The sequence below is a fragment of the Streptomyces sp. MB09-01 genome, assembly GCF_033794505.1.
Classification (GTDB): domain Bacteria; phylum Actinomycetota; class Actinomycetes; order Streptomycetales; family Streptomycetaceae; genus Streptomyces.
Window position 1 is genome coordinate 1 of sequence record NZ_JARAYQ010000033.1, and the last position, 18,229, is coordinate 18,229.

21 protein-coding genes are annotated in these 18,229 nt (G+C 72.1%); 12 read left to right on the forward strand and 9 right to left on the reverse strand.

The features are described 5' to 3' along the window. The 3 genes from PV721_RS10215 to PV721_RS10225 all read right to left on the reverse strand — a co-directional run. The coding region (locus tag PV721_RS10215; protein ID WP_319722556.1) for an urease subunit alpha at positions 1–1,430 on the reverse strand (1,430 nt) is incomplete at its 3' end. Then, positions 1,423–1,734: an urease subunit beta gene (locus PV721_RS10220; protein WP_319722557.1), complete on the reverse strand. Its 312-nt coding sequence runs from the start codon at positions 1,732–1,734 to the stop codon at positions 1,423–1,425. The genes PV721_RS10220 and PV721_RS10215, both read right to left, overlap by 8 nt. Before the next feature lie 14 nt (positions 1,735–1,748). Continuing rightward, positions 1,749–2,051 carry an urease subunit gamma gene (locus PV721_RS10225; protein WP_319722558.1) on the reverse strand — a complete coding sequence of 101 codons (303 nt, stop codon included), beginning with the start codon at positions 2,049–2,051 and terminating at the stop codon, positions 1,749–1,751. A 327-nt stretch (positions 2,052–2,378) separates the two neighbouring features. Between PV721_RS10225 and PV721_RS10230 the strand changes: the two genes are divergently transcribed. Beyond that, positions 2,379–2,771, forward strand: coding sequence for a VOC family protein (locus PV721_RS10230; RefSeq protein ID WP_319722559.1), 393 nt, complete (start codon positions 2,379–2,381; stop codon positions 2,769–2,771). Positions 2,772–2,776: 5 nt separating this feature from the next. Here the strand turns inward: PV721_RS10230 and PV721_RS10235 are convergent, their stop codons facing one another. After that, entirely contained in the window at positions 2,777–3,232 is a 456-nt protein-coding gene (locus PV721_RS10235) for an ATP-binding protein (protein WP_319722560.1), read from the reverse strand. Positions 3,233–3,430: 198 nt separating this feature from the next. On the opposite strand from PV721_RS10235, the gene PV721_RS10240 reads away from it, so the two are divergent. Beyond that, positions 3,431–4,315 (forward strand): helix-turn-helix domain-containing protein, encoded by an 885-nt coding sequence (locus tag PV721_RS10240; RefSeq protein ID WP_319722561.1) that lies wholly within the window; start codon positions 3,431–3,433, stop codon positions 4,313–4,315. A gap of 12 nt (positions 4,316–4,327) precedes the next feature. After that, entirely contained in the window at positions 4,328–4,549 is a 222-nt protein-coding gene (locus PV721_RS10245) for a DUF397 domain-containing protein (protein WP_319722562.1), read from the forward strand. A 6-nt stretch (positions 4,550–4,555) separates the two neighbouring features. Here PV721_RS10245 and PV721_RS10250 read toward each other — a convergent pair whose 3' ends face one another. After that, the gene (locus tag PV721_RS10250) at positions 4,556–5,728 is read right to left on the reverse strand and encodes an 8-amino-7-oxononanoate synthase (protein WP_319722563.1); all 1,173 of its coding nucleotides are present in this window, start codon (positions 5,726–5,728) and stop codon (positions 4,556–4,558) included. 156 nt (positions 5,729–5,884) lie between these two features. Here PV721_RS10250 and bioB point away from each other — a divergent pair, with 156 nt between their 5' ends. From bioB to PV721_RS10270, 4 genes are all read left to right on the forward strand, one after another. After that, a complete protein-coding gene (gene bioB, locus PV721_RS10255; RefSeq protein ID WP_319722564.1) occupies positions 5,885–7,138 on the forward strand; it encodes a biotin synthase BioB in 1,254 nt (417 codons plus the stop codon). 151 nt (positions 7,139–7,289) lie between these two features. Then, positions 7,290–8,528: an adenosylmethionine--8-amino-7-oxononanoate transaminase gene (locus PV721_RS10260; protein WP_319722612.1), complete on the forward strand. Its 1,239-nt coding sequence runs from the start codon at positions 7,290–7,292 to the stop codon at positions 8,526–8,528. A gap of 1 nt (position 8,529) precedes the next feature. After that, the gene (bioD, locus tag PV721_RS10265; protein ID WP_319722565.1) at positions 8,530–9,261 is read left to right on the forward strand and encodes a dethiobiotin synthase; all 732 of its coding nucleotides are present in this window, start codon (positions 8,530–8,532) and stop codon (positions 9,259–9,261) included. A 198-nt stretch (positions 9,262–9,459) separates the two neighbouring features. Next, a complete protein-coding gene (locus PV721_RS10270; RefSeq protein ID WP_319722567.1) occupies positions 9,460–10,137 on the forward strand; it encodes a class I SAM-dependent methyltransferase in 678 nt (225 codons plus the stop codon). On the opposite strand, the gene PV721_RS10275 is transcribed toward PV721_RS10270, so the two are convergent. Further along, the gene (locus PV721_RS10275) at positions 10,109–10,543 is read right to left on the reverse strand and encodes a GNAT family N-acetyltransferase (protein WP_319722569.1); all 435 of its coding nucleotides are present in this window, start codon (positions 10,541–10,543) and stop codon (positions 10,109–10,111) included. The genes PV721_RS10270 and PV721_RS10275 overlap by 29 nt on opposite strands. 205 nt (positions 10,544–10,748) lie before the next feature. On the opposite strand from PV721_RS10275, the gene PV721_RS10280 reads away from it, so the two are divergent. The 5 genes from PV721_RS10280 (at position 10,749) to mug (ending at position 16,007) form a co-directional block, all read left to right on the forward strand. Next, positions 10,749–12,083 (forward strand): hemolysin family protein, encoded by a 1,335-nt coding sequence (locus PV721_RS10280; protein WP_319722570.1) that lies wholly within the window; start codon positions 10,749–10,751, stop codon positions 12,081–12,083. Beyond that, a complete protein-coding gene (locus PV721_RS10285; RefSeq protein WP_319722571.1) occupies positions 12,080–13,105 on the forward strand; it encodes a hemolysin family protein in 1,026 nt (341 codons plus the stop codon). Before PV721_RS10280 ends, PV721_RS10285 begins: the two co-directional genes overlap by 4 nt. A gap of 66 nt (positions 13,106–13,171) precedes the next feature. Further along, a complete protein-coding gene (locus PV721_RS10290; RefSeq protein ID WP_319722573.1) occupies positions 13,172–13,954 on the forward strand; it encodes an SGNH/GDSL hydrolase family protein in 783 nt (260 codons plus the stop codon). Positions 13,955–14,025: 71 nt separating this feature from the next. Continuing rightward, positions 14,026–15,459: an adenylosuccinate lyase gene (gene purB / locus PV721_RS10295; protein WP_319722576.1), complete on the forward strand. Its 1,434-nt coding sequence runs from the start codon at positions 14,026–14,028 to the stop codon at positions 15,457–15,459. Beyond that, positions 15,456–16,007: a G/U mismatch-specific DNA glycosylase gene (mug, locus tag PV721_RS10300; protein WP_319722613.1), complete on the forward strand. Its 552-nt coding sequence runs from the start codon at positions 15,456–15,458 to the stop codon at positions 16,005–16,007. Before purB ends, mug begins: the two co-directional genes overlap by 4 nt. On the opposite strand, the gene PV721_RS10305 is transcribed toward mug, so the two are convergent. From PV721_RS10305 to PV721_RS10315, 3 genes are read right to left on the reverse strand one after another with little or no spacing between them, the layout of a single operon-like run. Continuing rightward, positions 16,004–16,441 (reverse strand): hypothetical protein, encoded by a 438-nt coding sequence (locus PV721_RS10305; RefSeq protein ID WP_319722578.1) that lies wholly within the window; start codon positions 16,439–16,441, stop codon positions 16,004–16,006. The two genes, mug and PV721_RS10305, sit on opposite strands and share 4 nt — an antisense overlap. Positions 16,442–16,481: 40 nt before the next feature. Continuing rightward, positions 16,482–17,231 carry an ABC transporter permease subunit gene (locus PV721_RS10310; protein WP_319722579.1) on the reverse strand — a complete coding sequence of 250 codons (750 nt, stop codon included), beginning with the start codon at positions 17,229–17,231 and terminating at the stop codon, positions 16,482–16,484. Positions 17,232–17,273: 42 nt separating this feature from the next. Continuing rightward, entirely contained in the window at positions 17,274–18,185 is a 912-nt protein-coding gene (locus PV721_RS10315) for an ABC transporter ATP-binding protein (protein WP_319722581.1), read from the reverse strand. Positions 18,186–18,229: the final 44 nt, after the last annotated feature.

The window sequence follows — 18,229 nt, forward strand, 5'->3', positions numbered from 1 at the left end:
ACGGGCTGCGGGGTGGGGATGGAGGCGTTGGCGTCGCCCATCTGCGCGCAGGCGATCTGGCCGCCTTTGATGACGAGCTCGGGCTTGACCCCGAAGAAGGCGGGGTTCCACAGCACCAGGTCGGCGAGTTTGCCGGTCTCGACCGAGCCGATCTCGCGGGCGAGCCCCTGGGCCACGGCGGGGTTGATCGTGTACTTCGCGACGTAGCGGCGGGCCCGGTGGTTGTCGGCGGGCCCGTCGCCGGGGAGGAAGCCGCGCCGCTTCTTCATCACATGGGCTGTCTGCCAGGTGCGCAGCACGACCTCACCGACCCGGCCCATGGCCTGGGAGTCGGACGAGATGATGGAGATGGCCCCGAGGTCGTGCAGGACGTCCTCGGCGGCGATGGTCGAGGGCCGGATGCGGGATTCGGCGAAGGCGAGGTCCTCGGGGACGGCCGGGTTGAGGTGGTGGCAGACCATCAGCATGTCGAGGTGTTCCTCGACGGTGTTGACGGTGTGCGGCCGGGTGGGGTTGGTGGAGCTCGGCAGGATGTTGGGCTCGGAGACCACGGTGATGATGTCGGGTGCGTGCCCGCCGCCCGCGCCCTCGGTGTGGTACGAGTGGATGGTCCGGCCGGCGATGGCCGCGAGCGTGTCGCCGACGAATCCGGCCTCGTTGAGGGTGTCGGTGTGGATGGCGACCTGGGCGCCGGTCTCCTCGCAGACGCTCAGGCAGGCGTCGATGACGGCCGGGGTCGATCCCCAGTCCTCGTGGAGCTTGAATCCGAGCGCGCCGCCGCGCAGTTGCGCGTGCATGGCCTCGCGCGACATGGTGTTGCCCTTGCCGAGGAGGCCGATGTTGACGGGATAGGCCTCCAGCGCCGCGAACATCCGGGCCAGGTGCCAGGGACCCGGTGTGACGGTGGTGGCCTTGGTTCCTTCGGCCGGCCCGGTGCCCCCGCCGACCAGGGTGGTGGTCCCGGAGGCCAGCGCCTCCTCGATGACCGTCGGGGAGATGAAGTGCACGTGGGCGTCGATGGCGCCGGCGGTGACGATCTTCCCGTTGCCCGCGATGATCTCGGTCTCGGGGCCGATGACGAGGGCGGGATCGACCCCGTCCATGGTGTCGGGGTTGCCGGCCTTGCCGATGCCGCAGATCCGGCCGTCCCGGATGCCGAGGTCGGCCTTGACGACGCCCCAGTGGTCGAGGACGACGACCCCGGTGATCACGGTGTCGGGGGCGCCCTCCGCCCGGGTGGTGCGGGCCTGCCCCATGGACTCGCGGATCACCTTGCCGCCGCCGAAGACGGCCTCGTCCCCGGCGCGGCCGGGTCCGCCGCTGAGGTCCTGCTCGATCTCGACGAAGAGGTCGGTGTCGGCTAGCCGGATCCGGTCGCCGGCCGTCGGCCCGAAGAGGTCGCCGTACACCTGACGGGAGATCTCAGCCATCGAGCGGCCCTCCGGTCTCGCCGCGCAGTCCCGGTACGGTGCGCAGGCCCGCCAGCGGGACGAGTTCCACCGCGACCGGGATGCCGGGCTCGAAGCGGACGGCCGTGCCGGCGGCGATGTTGAGCCGGAGCCCGTGGGCGGCGGCGCGGTCGAAGTCGAGGCCGGGATTGGCCTCGGCGAAGTGGTAGTGGGAGCCGACCTGGACCGGGCGGTCGGCGCCGTTGAGCACGGTGAGGCGGGTGACGGGGCGGCCCTCATTGAGGCGCACCGGGCCGTCCCCGTAGGCGATCTCGCCGGGGATCATGCGGGTACTCCTCTTCAGACGACGGGGTCGTGGACGGTGACGAGCTTGGTGCCGTCCGGGAAGGTCGCCTCGACCTGGACGTCGTGGATCATCTCGGGGATCCCCTCCATGACTTCCTCGCGGCGCAGGACGGTGCGGCCGGAGGCCATCAGCTCGGCCACGGTCCGGCCGTCGCGCGCCCCTTCGAGGATGTGCGACGTGATCAGGGCGATCGCCTCGGGGTGGTTGAGGCGTACCCCGCGCGCCCTTCGCTTCTCGGCCACGTCCGCGGCCACGTGGATGAGCAGTCTCTCCTGCTCGTGCGGTGTCAGATGCACTCGTCATCACCAAGTTTCCGGGACAAGATCAACAGCGTGCCGGGGCGACCCTAGCGGCCGTCAACACTTTGTTGACCTGCACATATCCGAGCCAAGCGTGTCTTGCCCCACGCAGAGGAAGGCTTTCCGTCCCGACCACCGTCGCTTTACCGGATGATGAGTGATCATTGGCGGTCGAACGTGGCCGCCACGCTAAGGGCCCCGCTTTTCCGCTGCGTTAACCCACGTTTCGGGCAGGCACACGGTTCAACTCCGTTGCCCCGAGATCCCGGTTCCGTATACGGATTCCCCTCCGGAGTCGCATACGGGACCCCATCGAGGAGACACATGTTCGTCAACCCCGTCCGGCACATCACCTTCGACGCCCTCGACCCCTACCGGGTCGCCGAGTTCTGGTCGGCGGTGACCGGCTTCCCGATCCACCCCGACGACGTGGAGGGGGACGACGAGATCCTGCTGGAGCCGGCACAGCCGGGTGTGCCCGGACTGCTCTTCATCCGGGTGCCGGACGCCAAGTCCGTGAAGAACCGGGTCCACTTGGACATCCAGCCGCCGACCGGCACCCGCGACGAGACCGTCGAGCGGCTGATCGGGCTCGGCGCGAAGCTCGTGGACGACCGCCGCGACGAGGACGGGGTCATGGGATGGGTGGTGCTCGCCGACCCCGAGGGCAACGAGCTGTGCATCGAGCGCAGCGCGGTGGAACGCGGCACCGCCTGAGCCCGTCAGCAGCCGGTCACGCTCCGCGCCGCCGTCGGTGCTCCGACGGCCCAGGGCAGCGCGATCCACACCGTCTTGCCGCCCTCCGCGGTCGGAGTGACCGAGAGCCGGCCGCCCGCCTCCGCGGCGAGCCAGCGGATGATGACCATCCCCCGGCCGTTGTCCTGCTGGACGGCGGCCGGGAGCCGCTTGGGCCAGCGCGGGTGGCTGTCGGTGACCCCGACGCGCAGCCACTCCTGGCGCTCCAGCCGGATGTCGACCGTGAAGGTGGGCGACTGGCCGAAAGTGTGCTGTACCGCGTTGGTGGCGAGCTCCGAGACGATCAGCCGGACGCTGTCCGCGGTCTCGGCGTCTTCGGGGAGTCCCCATTCGCTCAGCACGTCCGCCACGTAGCGGCGGGCGGCGGCGACCGAGGCGGGATCGCTCGGCAGAGTGACGGATGCTTCCTGGTGGTCTGCCATGGCGACGGTCCCTTTCCCACCGGGACGGAACCGCCCCGGATCTGTGCTGGACGCCAGAGTGCCACCCATCGTGGCGCCGCACCTGCCGTTCCCCCAAGATATGCATATATCTGTCGCTCGATGCGGTGAACTCTGCTACGGAAGAGCGTATTTGGACGGCAGACTGGTGCGAGCTGTGCCGGTGGAAGGGAGGCGGGTGTGCAGCACGGTCCCGCGGTGCGTCGGCGCAAGCTCGGCGAGGAACTGCGTGCCCTGCGTGACCGGTCCGGTCTCACCAGTGGTGAGGCCGCCCGGATCATGGGATGGCACCAGTCGAAAATCAGCCGCATCGAGACAGGCCGCAGCGGCGTGAAGCCGGAGGACATCCGGCTGCTCCTCGACGTCTACGGGGAGGTCGTGAGCCCGCAGCAACGCGCCCTGCTGGAGGCTCTGTCGGCCTCGGCCGCCGGTCCCGGTCCGGCCGGTGACACCGGGCGGGGCCGCCAGTGGTGGCACGACTACCGGGGGCTGCTTCCGCAGGAGTACCGGGACTTCATCAGCCTGGAGGCGGGCGCCCGGTCGGCCCGCACCGTGGAGCTGTCCGTGGTGCCGGGGCTGCTGCAGACCTCCGGGTACGCGCGGGCCGTGACCCGGGCCGCGCTGGGCGGGCTGCCGGAGCCGAAGGTGGACGCGCTGGTCGACGTACGGCTGGCCCGGCAGTCGGTGCTGCGGGCCGATCCGCCGCTGGAGCTGAGCGCGGTGCTGGACGAGGCGGTGCTGCGCCGGCAGATCGGCGGCCCCGGGGTGATGGCCGAGCAGTTGCGGCACCTGGTGGAGGTGGCCCGGCTGCCCCAAGTGTGCTTGCAAGTGCTGCCGTTCAGCGTCGGCGGCCATCTCGGCCTGACAGGACCGTTCGTCATTTTTTCATTTCCGGACATCGCTGATCTGGATGTGGTGGTACTCGACCATTTGACGAGTAGCCTCTATCTGGAGCGGAAGGAAGACCTAGAGGCCTACAGCGCCGCGTTCCGCACCATTCAGGAACACGCCCTCCCGCCCCAGGACTCGTCGGATCTCATCAGCAGCCTTGCTGACGACGCGTAAGGAGGCACCCCCGTGTCCGCAACCCCCTTATCCTCCAGCGGACTTCTGATCAGCGCGCGGTGGCGGCGGAGCAGCCGCAGCACCGGAATGAACAATTGCGTGGAAGCCGCCGCCCTCGGCGGCGGCCTGCTGGCCGTCCGCGACTCCAAGCGGGCGGACGGCCCGGCCGTGCTCTTCACCGGGCCGGCCTGGGACGGCTTCCTCGCCTCCGTACGGGCGGACGCGCACGCGTAGCTCCGCCTAGCGGTCCGTGGCTCCGGCGGGCGCGGTCCCGAGGATCGTCGCAACCGCCCGGTTGATCTCCTCCCCCGTGAGATCGGCCCGGGCGGTCAGCCGCAGCCGGGAGATGCCGTCCGGCACCGACGGCGGGCGGAAGCACCCCACGGACAGACCCGCCTCGCGGCAGTCGGCGGCCCAGCGCAGCGCCGCCGACGCCGACGGGGCCCGTACCGACACCACGGCCGCGTCCGGCCGGGCCGCGGTCAGGCCGGACGCGGTGAGCCGCCCGTACAGCCGGTCGGCCACCTCGCGGGCGCGGCCCGCCCGCTCCGGTTCCCGCTGGAGCAGGCGCAGGCTCGCCAGGGCGGCGCCCGCGGCGGCCGGGGCCAGTCCGGTGTCGAAGATGAAGGTGCGCGCCGTGTTGACCAGGTGTCTGATCACCTTGGCCGGGCCGAGCACGGCCCCGCCCTGGCTGCCCAGGGACTTCGAGAGGGTCAGCGTCGCGACCACGTAGGGGGCGCCCGCGAGCCCGGCGGCGTGCAGCGCACCGCGGCCGCCCTCGCCGAGCACGCCCAGCCCGTGCGCGTCGTCCACGATCAGCGCCGCGCCCTCGTCGCGGCAGGCGGCGGCGTACCCGGCGAGCGGGGCGGCGTCCCCGTCCACGGAGAACACCGAGTCGCTCACCAGCAGCGCGGGGCCGTCGTGCGCGGCGAGCGTCTTGCGCGCGGCGTCCGGGTCGGAGTGCGGGATCACCGCGGTCTCGGCGCGCGAGAGCCGGCAGCCGTCGACGATCGAGGCGTGGTTCCCCGCGTCGGAGACGACCAGCGTCCCCCGGCCGCCGAGCGCGGTGACCGCGGCGAGGTTGGCCGCGTATCCGGAGGAGAGGACCAGTGCGGCCTCGAAGCCGCAGAAGGCGGCGAGCTCCCGCTCCAGCTCCGCGTGCAGCTCGGTCGTGCCCGTCACCAGACGGGAACCGGTGGCTCCGGCGCCCCAGCGCTCGGCCGCCTCCCGTGCCCCGCGGATCGTCCCGGGGTGCCGGGACAGGCCGAGGTAGTCGTTGCTCGCGAGGTCCAGGAGCGGCGAGAGCGCCGGCCGCGGGCGGAGCGTGCGGACCAGCCCCGCCCGCTCCCGTGCGCTCTCCGCGGCATCGATCCAGGCGAAGACATCCTCGGGGTCGGGGGTGTTCTCGGGCATCGGTATGTCCTCGTGTTTTGTCGGCAGTCCACAGACCTGCCCGACCCTAGCGGCCGTGACTCGTGCGCCAGGTGTGGCGATACACACACACCCATCCGGCCATGTTGTGCGATCTCTCCTTGGCCGGGATGGGTGCTGTGGTCCAGGATCGGGTGCATGGACCTGCTGAACACCCTGGTGGACAAGGGGCTGCGGCGCGAGCTGCCGACCCGCGAAGAGGCGCTCGCCGTACTGGCGACTTCTGACGACGAACTGCTCGACGTGGTGGCCGCGGCCGGCAAGGTGCGCCGCCAGTGGTTCGGGCGTCGGGTCAAGCTGAACTACCTGGTCAACCTGAAGTCGGGCCTGTGTCCGGAGGACTGCTCGTACTGCTCCCAGCGCCTGGGCTCGAAGGCCGAGATCCTCAAGTACACGTGGCTGAAGCCGGAAGAGGCCTCCCAGGCCGCCGCCGCCGGAGTCGCGGGCGGCGCGAAGCGGGTCTGCCTGGTCGCGAGCGGCCGCGGACCGACGGACCGCGACGTGGACCGGGTCGGCAAGACCATCGAGGCGATCAAGGAGCAGAACGAGGGCGTCGAGGTCTGCGCGTGCCTCGGTCTGCTCTCGGACGGCCAGGCGGAGCGGCTGCGCGACGCGGGCGCGGATGCCTACAACCACAACCTCAACACGTCCGAGGCGACGTACGGCGCGATCACCAAGACCCACACCTACGCGGACCGGGTCGACACCGTACAAAAGGCGCACGCCGCCGGCCTGTCCGCGTGCTCCGGTCTGATCGCGGGCATGGGCGAGACCGACGAGGACCTGGTCGACGTCGTCTTCTCGCTGCGCGAGCTGGACGCCGACTCGGTGCCGGTCAACTTCCTGATCCCCTTCGAGGGCACCCCGCTGGCCAAGGAGTGGAACCTCACCCCGCAGCGCTGCCTGCGGATCCTGGCGATGGCGCGGTTCGTCTGCCCCGACGTCGAGGTCCGTCTCGCGGGCGGGCGCGAGGTGCACCTGCGCTCGCTGCAGCCCCTGGCCCTGCACGTGGTCAACTCGATCTTCCTGGGTGACTACCTGACCAGTGAGGGCCAGGCAGGTCAGGCCGACCTCGACATGATCGCGGACGCCGGTTTCGAGGTCGAGGGCGCCGGCACGTCGACCCTTCCCGCGCACCGCTCCGACGCGGCGGCCGCGGCCGCCACCGGAGGCTGCGGCTCGAACGGCGGCGCCTCGGTCTGCGGTTCGGGCGCGGCCACGGGCGACGACGCCCCGGCGGCGGGCTGCGGCTCGACGTGCGGCGGCTGCTCCGGTCACGGGCACGCGGAGGCGACGCCCGCGCCGGCCCAGGCCGAGGCCGGCGAGGTCCGCCCGGAGCTGGTGGCCGTACGCCGTCGTGGCGCGGGGACGGATCTCGCTCCCAATGCCTGATCAGCTCGACGCACCGCCGTCCGGCACTCGTCCGTCCGGCGCTCCTTCGTCCGGCACTGCTTCGTCCGGCACTCCTTCGTCCGGCACTCCTTCGTCCGGCGCGGAACTGCTCGCACTGGACCGGCAGCACGTCTGGCACCCGTACGGCCCGATGCCCGGGCGGCAGGAGCCGCTGGTCATCGCCTCCGCCTCGGGCGTGCGACTGCGGCTCGCCGAGCCCTCCCAGGGGGAGGGCCACGAGGAGCTGGTCGACGGCATGTCCTCCTGGTGGTCGGCCATCCACGGCTACAACCACCCGGTGCTCAACGAGGCCGTGACGGCGCAGCTGGGCCGTATGTCGCACGTGATGTTCGGCGGGCTCACCCACGAGCCCGCCGTCCGGCTCGCCGCGAAGCTCGTCGAGATCACCCCGCCGGGGCTGGAGCACGTGTTCCTCTCCGACTCGGGCTCGGTGTCCGTCGAGGTCGCGGTCAAGATGTGCCTGCAGTACTGGCGTTCGGTGGGGCGGACGGGCAAGACCCGGCTGCTGACCTGGCGCGGCGGCTACCACGGGGACACCTGGCAGCCCATGGCCGTCTGCGACCCCGACGGGGGCATGCACGAGCTGTGGCAGGGTCACCTGCCGCGGCAGGTCTTCGCGGACGCGCCGCCCGCCGGTTTCGACACGCCCCTGGACCCGGCGTACGCCGAGCACCTGCGCTCCCTGATCGCCGCGCACGCCGACGAGTTGGCCGCCGTCATCGTGGAGCCGGTGGTACAGGGCGCGGGCGGCATGCGCTTCCACAACCCGGACCACCTCCGGGTGCTGCGCGAGCTGTGCGACGAGTACGGCGTCCTCCTCATCCTGGACGAGATCGCGACGGGCTTCGGCCGCACGGGCGCGCTCTTCGCGGCCGACCACGCCGGGATCACCCCCGACGTGATGTGCCTGGGCAAGTCGCTGACCGGCGGCTACCTCACCCTCGCGGCGACCCTGTGCACGGAACGGGTCGCCGACGGGATCTCCCAGGGCGAGGTGCCCGTCCTCGCGCACGGGCCGACCTTCATGGGCAACCCGCTCGCGTCGGCGGTGGCGCTCGCGTCGATCGAGCTCCTCCTCGGGCAGGACTGGGCGACCGACGTCAAGCGGATCGAGGCCGGGCTGCGCGAAGGCCTGGCGGCCGCGGCCGCGATCCCCGGCGTGCGGGACGTACGCGTCCTGGGCGCGATCGGCGTGGTGCAGCTGGACCACGAGATCGACATGGCGGCCGCGACCCGGGCGGCGGTGCGCGAGGGCGTGTGGCTGCGCCCGTTCCGGGACCTGATCTACGTGATGCCGCCGTTCGTCACCGGCGAGGCGGACGTGGCCCGTATCTGCCGCGCGGTGTGCGCGGCCGCGCAGGAAGGCTGAGATGTCCGTAGTGATGGTGTCCGGGACGGGCACCGAAATCGGCAAGACCGTCGTCACGTCGGCGATCGCGGCCGCCGCGATCGCGGCCGGCCGCTCGGTGGCCGTGCTCAAGCCCGCGCAGACGGGTGTGGGTCCGCAGGAGCCGGGGGACGCCGCGGAAGCGGTCCGCCTCGCCGGCTCCGCGGTCACCGCGGTGGAACTGGCCCGCTATCCGGAGCCCTTGGCCCCGAACACGGCGGCCCGCCGCGCGGGGCTGCGGACCCTCTCCCCGGCGGAGATCGCGGAGGCGGCGCGTCAGTTGTCCGATGCGCACGACCTGGTCCTGGTGGAGGGCGCGGGCGGGCTGCTCGTCCACTTCGACGACGAGGGCAACACCCTGGCCGACGCGGCCCGGCTGCTCGGCGCGCCGACCGTGATCGTCGCTCCTGCTGGCCTCGGGACCCTCAACTCCACCACCCTCACGGCGGAAGCCCTGCGGGCCCGTAACCTGACCCCGCTGGGCGTGGTGGTCGGCAGCTGGCCGCAGGACCCGGACCTGGCGGCCCGCTGCAACCTGGCGGACCTCCCGAAGTCCTCGGACGTGCCCCTCCTGGGCGCGATCCCGGAGCGCTCGGGCACCCTCCCCCCGGACCGCTTCCGCACCTCGGCCCCCACCTGGCTGGCCCCACCCCTCTGGGGCACCTGGTCGCCGGACTCCTTCCTCACCACGTGGTCCCCTCCGGCGTACGCCTGAGCCGATCCGGCCCCGCCGGCACATCCAGCCTCGCCGGCGTTTGAGGCGCGGGGTCCGGGGCGGAGCCCGACCTTCGAGCCCCGCCGGCGTCGGGGCCCGCGGCCCGGGGCGGAGCCCGAGCCGCCGAAGGCAGGGATGAGCAGCCGGTCACAGGGCACGCTGGAGGTACGGCAACGTCCGCCGCCCGGGAGGTCCGTCATGCCGCGCCGCCGCACCACGCACAACACCACGCCCCACGACCCCGTCCACCACCCCGTCTTCGCCCGCTTCTACGCCCGCGCCAGCACCGCCGCCGAGACCCGCGCCGGCATCGCCCCCCTCCGCCGCGAGCTGCTGCACGGCGTCTCCGGCCGCGTCATCGAGATCGGCGCGGGCAACGGCCTGAACTTCCCGCACTACCCCCGCGCCGTCTCCGAGGTCGTCGCCGTCGAACCGGAGGCCACCCTCCGCCGGCTCGCGGCCTCCGCCGCCCTCCGCTGCGAGGTCCCCGTGGACGTCGTACCCGGCGCCGCCGAGGCCCTCCCGGTCAAGAGCGAGGCCTTCGACGCCGCCGTCGCCTCGCTGGTGCTGTGCACCGTACGGGACCTGCCCCGCTCCCTCGCCGAGCTGCACCGCGTCCTCCGCCCCGGCGCCGAGCTGCGCTTCTTCGAGCACGGCCGCGCGCCCGGTCCCGCCATGGCCGCCGTGCAGCGCACCCTGGACCGGACCGTCTGGCCCCGCCTCTTCGGCGGCTGCCACACCGCGCGCGACCCGCTCGCCGCCATCGAGGCCGCCGGCTTCCGGATCGTCTCGCACCGCAGCCTGCGGCTGCCCGAGCGCGGTCCGGCCCTGCCGACCTCCTACTGCGTCATCGGGTCGGCCCGCCGAGGGGCTTGACCCAGCGTGTCCACTGGTCCTGGGGCCCGTAGCCCGCGGCGTCCCAGGCCAGGTGGGCCCGCTCGTTGCGGACGAGCACCATGGCGTCCGCCCGCCGCCCGCCGAGCGCCACGAAGCGCTCCTCGGCGGCGGCCAGCAGGGCGGTCCCGATCCCCTGGCGCCGGTGGCCGGGGTGCACGGCGAGCCGGTACAGGTGACAGCGCCAGCCGTCGAAGCCCGCGATCACCGTGCCGACGAGCTCGCCGTCGCGCCGGGCGAGCAGCAACGCCTGCGGGTCGCGGTCGTGGAGGCGCTCGACCCCGGCGAGGTCGTCGCTGATACTCGTTCCCTCGGCGGCGGCCTTCCAGAAGTCCAGCACTGCGCCGAGATCGGCGGCCGAAGCGGGGCCGATGTGAAGGTCGGTCATGTCCGGATCCCATCAGCCTCCCGGACTCCGCCAAAAGAATGATCCATTCTCTTTGCCCGTCCTTTACCATGTGGGCAAGGTCCCTCTTGAGTGAAAGGTGTGAGCGTCCGCCCATGGGCGAGCCTCCCGGTCCCCGACACGCCCCTCCGCGACATCGCGCGGTCCCCCTCCTCCTGGCCGATCATGGGACGGAGGTGATCGACCGATGACCGAGGTGCTCCTGCTCGTCGTGGCACTGCTGCTCTGCGTCGCCTGCGGGGTCTTCGTCGCGGCCGAGTTCTCACTGACCACCGTGGAGCGCAGCGAGCTCGAACGGGCCGTCGAGCGCGGTGAGCGCGGGGCCGACAGTGCCCTGGCGGCCGTCCGCACCCTGACGTTCCAGCTCTCCGGCGCCCAGCTCGGCATCACCGTGACCGGCCTGGTCATCGGCATGATCTCCAAGCCGTCTATCTCCACCCTGCTCCAGGGCCCGTTCGAGGCGATGGGGCTGTCGGCCGGCGCCGCCTCCTCCCTCGCCCTGGTCCTCGGCACCGTCGTGTCGACCGTGGTGCTGATGGTCGTCGGCGAGCTGGTGCCCAAGAACTGGGCCATCTCCTCCCCACTGGCGATCGCCAAGCGCGTGGCGACCGTGCAGCGGATCTTCAGCCGGGCCTTCAAGCCGCTGATCAGCCACCTCAACACCACGGCGAACCACATGGTGCGGCGCTTCGGCATGGAGCCGGCCGAGGAGCTGGCCTCCGCGCGCACCCCGCAGGAGCTGGTCGCCCTGGCGCGGCACTCCGCGAAGGAGGGTGCCCTGGAGAAGGACACCGCGGAGCTGTTCGTGCGGACCCTGAACCTGGCCGACCTGACCGCGGAGAACGTGATGACCCCGCGCGTCCAGGTCACCGCTCTCGACCTGCAGACCACCGCCGAGGACGTGGCGAACGCGACGCTCGCCACCGGCCTGTCCCGCTTCCCGGTCTACCGGGGAAGCCTCGACACCGTCGTCGGCACCGTCCACATCAAGGACGTGCTGGCACTGCCTGCCGAGGAGCGGCGCCGCCGTCCGGTGTCGCAGCTGCTGCGCGAGCCCCTCCTCGTACCGGAGTCACTGACCGTGGACCGGCTGCTGGACCGGCTGTCCGGCAAGCAGACGATGGCCGTGGTCATCGACGAGTACGGCGGCACGGCCGGCGTGGCCACGCTGGAGGACATCGTCGAGGAGGTCGTCGGCGAGGTCCGCGACGAGCACGACCCGCACGAGACCCCGGACCTGGCCCCGGCCGGTAGGGACGGGTCCGGCCGGCTCCTCTACTCCGCCGACGGCGCCGCGCGCACCGACCAGCTCCGGCGGATCGGCCTGCGCGTGCCGGACGGTCCGTACGAGACCCTGGCCGGCCTGATAGCGACCGAGCTGGGCCGGATCCCGGCCGTCGGCGACCAGCTGGAACTGGACGGCTGGCAGCTCGACGTGGTGGACGCCGGCGGACGCCGGGCCGCGCGGGTGCTGCTGCACGCCCCGGCCGAGCCCGCCGACGGAACGGAGCAGGCCCGATGACCGCGATCCAACTGTTGATCGGCCTGGCGACCCTGGTCGTCAACGCCTTCTTCGTCGGTGCGGAGTTCGCACTGATCTCGGTCCGGCGCAGCCAGATCGAGCCGTACGCCGAGCAGGGCGACCGGCGGGCCCACGCCGTCCTGTGGGGTCTGGAGCACGTGTCGGCGCTGATGGCGGCGGCGCAGCTGGGCATCACGCTGTGCACCCTGGTGCTGGGCGTGGTGGCCGAGCCGGCCATCGCTCATCTGCTGACCCCCCTGTTCGAGCTCGTCGGGGTACCCCACGGGCTGACGCACGCGATCTCGTTCGTGGTGGCGCTGTCGCTGGCGACGTACCTGCACATGCTCTTCGGCGAGATGGTGCCGAAGAACGTGGCGCTGTCCGAGCCGGTGCGGACCGCGCTCCTGCTGGGGCCGCCGCTGGTGGCCCTCACCCGGGCGCTGCGGCCGGTGATCTTCGCGATCAACGCCTTCGCCAACGCCCTGCTGCGGCTGCTGCGGGTGGAGGTGAAGGGCGAGATCGCGGCGAGCTTCTCGGACGACGAGCTGGCGCGGATGGTCAAGGACTCCAGTGACGCGGGTCTGCTGGACGACCGGGCGAGCGAGCGCCTGCACGACGCCCTGGAGCTGGGGCGGCGGCCGGTGACCGACGTGGTGCTGCCGGCGGACCGGGTGGTCTCGGCCCGCGTGGGCATCACTCCCACCGGTCTGGAGCGACTGTCGGCCGAGTCCGGGTACTCCCGCTTCCCGGTGGTCGACGCGGAGGACCGGATCCTGGGCTACCTGCACGTGAAGGACGCCCTGGACGCGGACGGGGAAGCACGGAACGAGCCCTTCCCGGTGTCGGGGCTGCGGCCGATCGCCCAGGTACGGGCGGAGGCCCCGCTGGACGACGTGCTGACCGCGATGCGGCGCAGCCGTACGCACCTGGCGGCGGTGCTCGGGGCGGAGGGCGCCATGACGGGCCTCGTGACCATGGAGGACGTACTGCGGGAGCTGTTCGGCAGGCCCGCGTCCGCCTGATCCGTCGCGGAGGTGCGGTCCCCGGCCCTGCGGGGCCGGGGTACCGCGCGGTAACATCACTCCGCCATGGAGATGAATGCCTCTTACACCAGTTTCGTCGCGGTCGGCGACTCCTTCACCGAGGGCATGTCGGACCTGCTCCCGGACGGCTCCTACCGGGGCTGGGCCGATCTGCTGGCCGCCCGCCTCGCCGCGCGCGAGCCGGGCTTCCGCTACGCGAACCTCGCGGTCCGCGGGAAGCTGATCGGGCAGATCGCGGAGGACCAGGCCCCGGTGGCGGCGGCGATGGGCGCCGACGTGGTGGCCCTGGTGGGCGGGCTGAACGACGCTCTGCGCCCCAAGGTGGACATGGGCCGGGTCCGCGGCCACCTGGAGGCGGCCGTGGAGGTCCTCGCTCCCTCCTGCAAGCGCCTCGTCCTCATGCGCTCCCCGGGGCGCAACGGTCCGGTGATGGAACGCTTCCGGCCCCGCATGGAGGAGCTCTTCGTCATCATCGAGGAGCTCGCCGCCCGGCACGACGCCTTGGTGGTGGACCTGTACGGGGCTACCGCGCTCGGGGACCCGCGGATGTGGGACGTGGACCGGCTGCACCTGACGGCGGAGGGCCACCGCCGGGTGGCCGAGGCCGTCTGGCAGACCCTGGGCCTGCCCGCCGAGCAGGACTGGCGCACGGAGCTGCCCGCCGCCGTAGCCCCCGGCTGGACGGTGCGCCGGGCCCAGGACCTGAGCTTCGCCCGGCAGCACCTGCTCCCCTGGATCGGCCGCCGCCTGACGGGCCGCTCCTCCGGGGACGGCCGCCCGGCCAAGCGCCCGGAGCTGCTGCCGTACGGGGACGCACCGCTCTCGTAGCAAGCCACAATCACGGGCGGGGGCCCTACCTGCGTAAACGCACAGCGGTGGCCCAAGTAGAATCCCTACACGTGACTGCCAAGCCCCGCATCCCCAATGTCCTGGCCGGCCGCTACGCCTCCGCGGAGCTCGCCGTCCTGTGGTCCCCCGAGTACAAGGTGACGCTGGAGCGGCGGCTGTGGCTCGCCGTGCTGCGCGCCCAGAAGGACCTCGGTATCGAGGTCCCGGACGCGGCCCTCGCCGACTACGAGCGCGTCCTGGAGACCGTCGACCTCGCCTCCATCGCCGAGCGCGAGAAGGTCACCCGGCACGACGTGAAGGCCCGCATCGAGGAGTTCAACGCCCTCGCCGGTCACGAGCACGTCCACAAGGGCATGACCTCGCGCGACCTCACCGAGAACGTCGAGCAGCTGCAGATCCGGCTCTCGCTGGAGCTGGCCCGCGACCGCACGGTGGCCGTCCTGGCCCGCCTCGGCAAGCTGGCCGGCGAGCACGCCGAGCTGGTCATGGCCGGCCGCTCCCACAACGTGGCCGCGCAGGCCACCACCCTGGGCAAGCGCTTCGCCACCGCGGCCGACGAACTGCTCGTCGCCTACGACCGCCTGGAGAACCTCCTCGGCCGCTACCCGCTGCGCGGCATCAAGGGCCCGGTGGGGACCGCCCAGGACATGCTCGACCTGCTCGGCGGCGACGCCGCGAAGCTCGCCGACCTGGAGCAGCGGATCGCCGCCCACCTCGGCTTCGCCCAGGCCTTCACCTCGGTCGGCCAGGTCTACCCGCGCTCGCTCGACTACGACGTGGTCACCGCACTGGTGCAGCTGGCCGCCGCCCCGTCGTCGATCGCCAAGACGATCCGCCTGATGGCCGGCCACGAGCTGGTCACCGAGGGCTTCAAGCCCGGCCAGGTCGGCTCCTCGGCGATGCCGCACAAGATGAACACCCGCTCCTGCGAGCGCGTGAACGGCCTGATGGTCATCCTGCGCGGCTACGCCTCGATGACCGGCGAGCTGGCCGGCGACCAGTGGAACGAGGGTGACGTCTCCTGCTCAGTGGTCCGCCGGGTGGCCCTGCCGGACGCGTTCTTCGCCTTCGACGGCCTGCTGGAGACCTTCCTGACGGTCCTCGACGAGTTCGGCGCCTTCCCGGCGGTCGTCGCCCGCGAGCTGGACCGCTACCTGCCCTTCCTCGCGACCACCAAGGTCCTGATGGGCGCGGTGCGGGCCGGCGTCGGCCGCGAGGCCGCCCACGAGGTCATCAAGGAGCACGCGGTGGCCTCCGCGCTCGCCATGCGCGAGCAGGGCGCCGAGCGCAACGAACTGCTGGACAAGCTGGCCGCCGACGAGCGGATGCCGCTGGACCGGCCCCAGCTCGATGCCCTCATGGCCGACAAGCTGTCCTTCACCGGCGCGGCCGGTGACCAGGTCGCCGCCGTGGTCTCCCGGATCGAGGCGATCGCCAAGCAGCACCCGGAGGCCGCCGGGTACGCGCCGGGGTCGATCCTCTGACCCCCGAAGAGCTGAGCGCCGCCCGTGACCGCGTCCTCCCGGACGTGGTCGCGGGCGGTCTGCGTGTGCTGTTCTGCGGGATCAACCCCGGCCTCCTCTCCGCCGCGACGGGCCACCACTTCGCGCGCCCCGGCAACCGGTTCTGGCCCGTCCTGCACCTCTCGGGCTTCACCCCGCGCCGACTGGCTCCCGCGGAGCAGGAGGAGCTGCTGACCTACCGTCTCGGCATCACCAACGTCGTCGCCCGCGCCACGGCCCGCGCCGACGAACTGAGCGCCGAGGAGTTCCGCGAGGGCGGCCGCATCCTGACGGCCAAGGTGGAACTCCTGCGGCCCCAGTGGCTGGCGGTGGTCGGAGTGACGGCCTACCGCACGGCCTTCGGCGAGCGGAAGGCGCAGATCGGCCCCCAGGAGCGGACCATCGGCTCCACCCGCGTCTGGGCCCTCCCCAACCCGAGCGGCCTCAACGCCCACTGGACCGCCGAGTCCATGGCCCAGGAGTACGCCCGCCTCCGCGCCGCCGCCGAGCCTCCCGAAGCCCGAGGCTAGGGCGGATCGATCACGGTGACCCCTGCCATCAGCAGGTAGGGGTCTTCGGCGTCCCCCTGGGCCACGCAGGCCACCAGCCACCGCTCCTCGGCCCGCCACAGGTGGACGTGATCGGTGCTGTTGCTCAGCTCGTCCCACGGCTCCGGTATCTCCTCCCCGTCGAGCCCTCGCTCCAGCAGCGACCCGAGGCTGAACACCTGCGGCTCCCCCCACCGGTCGGACACCGCCTGGGTGAGCGCCCCGTACTCGGCACTGATCTGGTCGGTCGCCTCGATCCGCCCCGAACCGTCGTCATCCCAGAAGTGCTGCGTCCGAGCGAGCCGGATGAGATGAAAACCCGGGCCGCTGCTGCTTTCGACGGTCCGGACCGGCTCGGGCGGGAAATCCTTCGCCCTGAGCCTGTCGATCGTGTCGAGGTGCTCTGCCGTGGTCATACCGTCAGTATCCCGGCCACCACTGACAACTGGCCCGGCGTCACGCGTCCCGGCGGTGCACCGAAACCCACCCGCCGATGACCGCGGCAGCCGCCCACAGGGCCATCACACCGAGTCCCGTCCAGGGGCCGACGAGTCCGCCGGCCTCCATCCTCATCATCATCTGGCCGGCTCGGTCCGGCAGGAGCTGAGCCACACCCTCGGCGCTCGCGCCGATGACGAAGGACACCAGCAGCACGAAGGGTATGAGCAGGCTCAGCACCGCCGCCGCGCTCCGCAGGACGGCCGTCAGCCCCGCCGCGAACAGCGTCATCAGCGTCAGGTACATCCCGCAGCCGAAGACGGACCGGACCGTGCCGGGGTCACCCAGCTCCATGGCGTACGGCCCCATGAACGCCTGGCCGGCCACGAACGTGACCAAGGCGGTGATCTGCCCCAGCACGAAGGCGAGTGCGCCCACCACAGCCATCTTCGAGAGGTAGAAGCGGGTGCGGTTCGGCTCCGCTGCCAGCGAGGTGCGCAGCGCTCCGTTGTGGAACTCGGCGGACAGCGCGTTCGCTCCGAAGGCTATGGCCGCGATCTGGCCGAAGTTGATCCCGTAGTAGGCCGCGAGAAGGCGGTCGTCACCCATGCTGCCCTCTTCGGCCTGGCCTATCCCCGCGGCGGTGAGCACCTGGATCCCGGCGGTGGCGACGAAGATGGCTGTGTACGCCCCTACGGTGCCGCGGAGGGACCGTAGCTTGATCCATTCCGAGTGCAGGACGGGCATGGTGGGCAGAGCGGCGCTCATGGCGGAGCCTCCTGAGTGGCGAAGAGGAAGAGGAAGGGAAGGTCAGCGGGTCGCGGCGAACTGGGCGTGGTCGGCGGTGAGGTCCAGGTAGGCCTGCTCCAGCGAGGCCCGGTCGTCGGAGAGTTCCAGCACGGGCACGCCCTCGCGAGCGGCCAGACTGCCGATCTGATCGGCCCGTATGCCCTCGACGGTCCATCGCCCGTCGTCCGCGGTCACCAGCTCGTAGCCGTCACGGGCGAGCGCGGCCCGCAGCCGTACCGGGTCGGAGGTGCGCAGCCGCACCCTCGGAGTGCTGCGGGCGTCGATGAACTCCTCCATCGAGGTGTCGGCCAGCAGCCTGCCGTTGCCGAGCACGACCAGGTGGTCGGCGAACGCCGAGGTCTCCGACATCAGATGGCTGGAGACCAGGACCGTGCGTCCCTCGGCGGCCAGACCGCGCATCAGCTCGCGGATCCAGATGATGCCCTCGGGGTCGAGGCCGTTGGTCGGCTCGTCCAGCAGCAGCACCCCGGGGTCGCCCAGCAGCGCCGCGGCTATGCCCAGGCGCTGGCGCATGCCGAGCGAGAAGGACTTGACCCGCCGCCGGGCTACGGAGGCTATCCCGGCCTGCTCCAGGACCTCGTCCACCCTGCGCATCGCAATCCGGTCCGCCGCGGCAAGGAAACGGAGGTGGTCCCGGGCGGTGCGCCCGCCGTGGGCCGCCTGCGCGTCCAGCAGCGCGCCGACCTGGTGCAGCGGGTCGGGGAAGTCGGTGAACCGCCGCCCGCCGATCGTGGCCGTACCCGACGTGGCCCGGTCCAGGCCCAGAAGCAGGCGCATCGTGGTGGACTTGCCGGCGCCGTTGGGGCCGAGGAAACTGGTGACCCGTCCGGGCAGGACATCGAAGGTGAGGCCGTCCACTGCACGGTGGGTGCCGTATGCCTTGGTGAGTTCTCGGATCTCGATGCTGTTCATGGCTCAAGACTCGCCGCCGCCCCCACCCCGCTTCCTCCCCCATG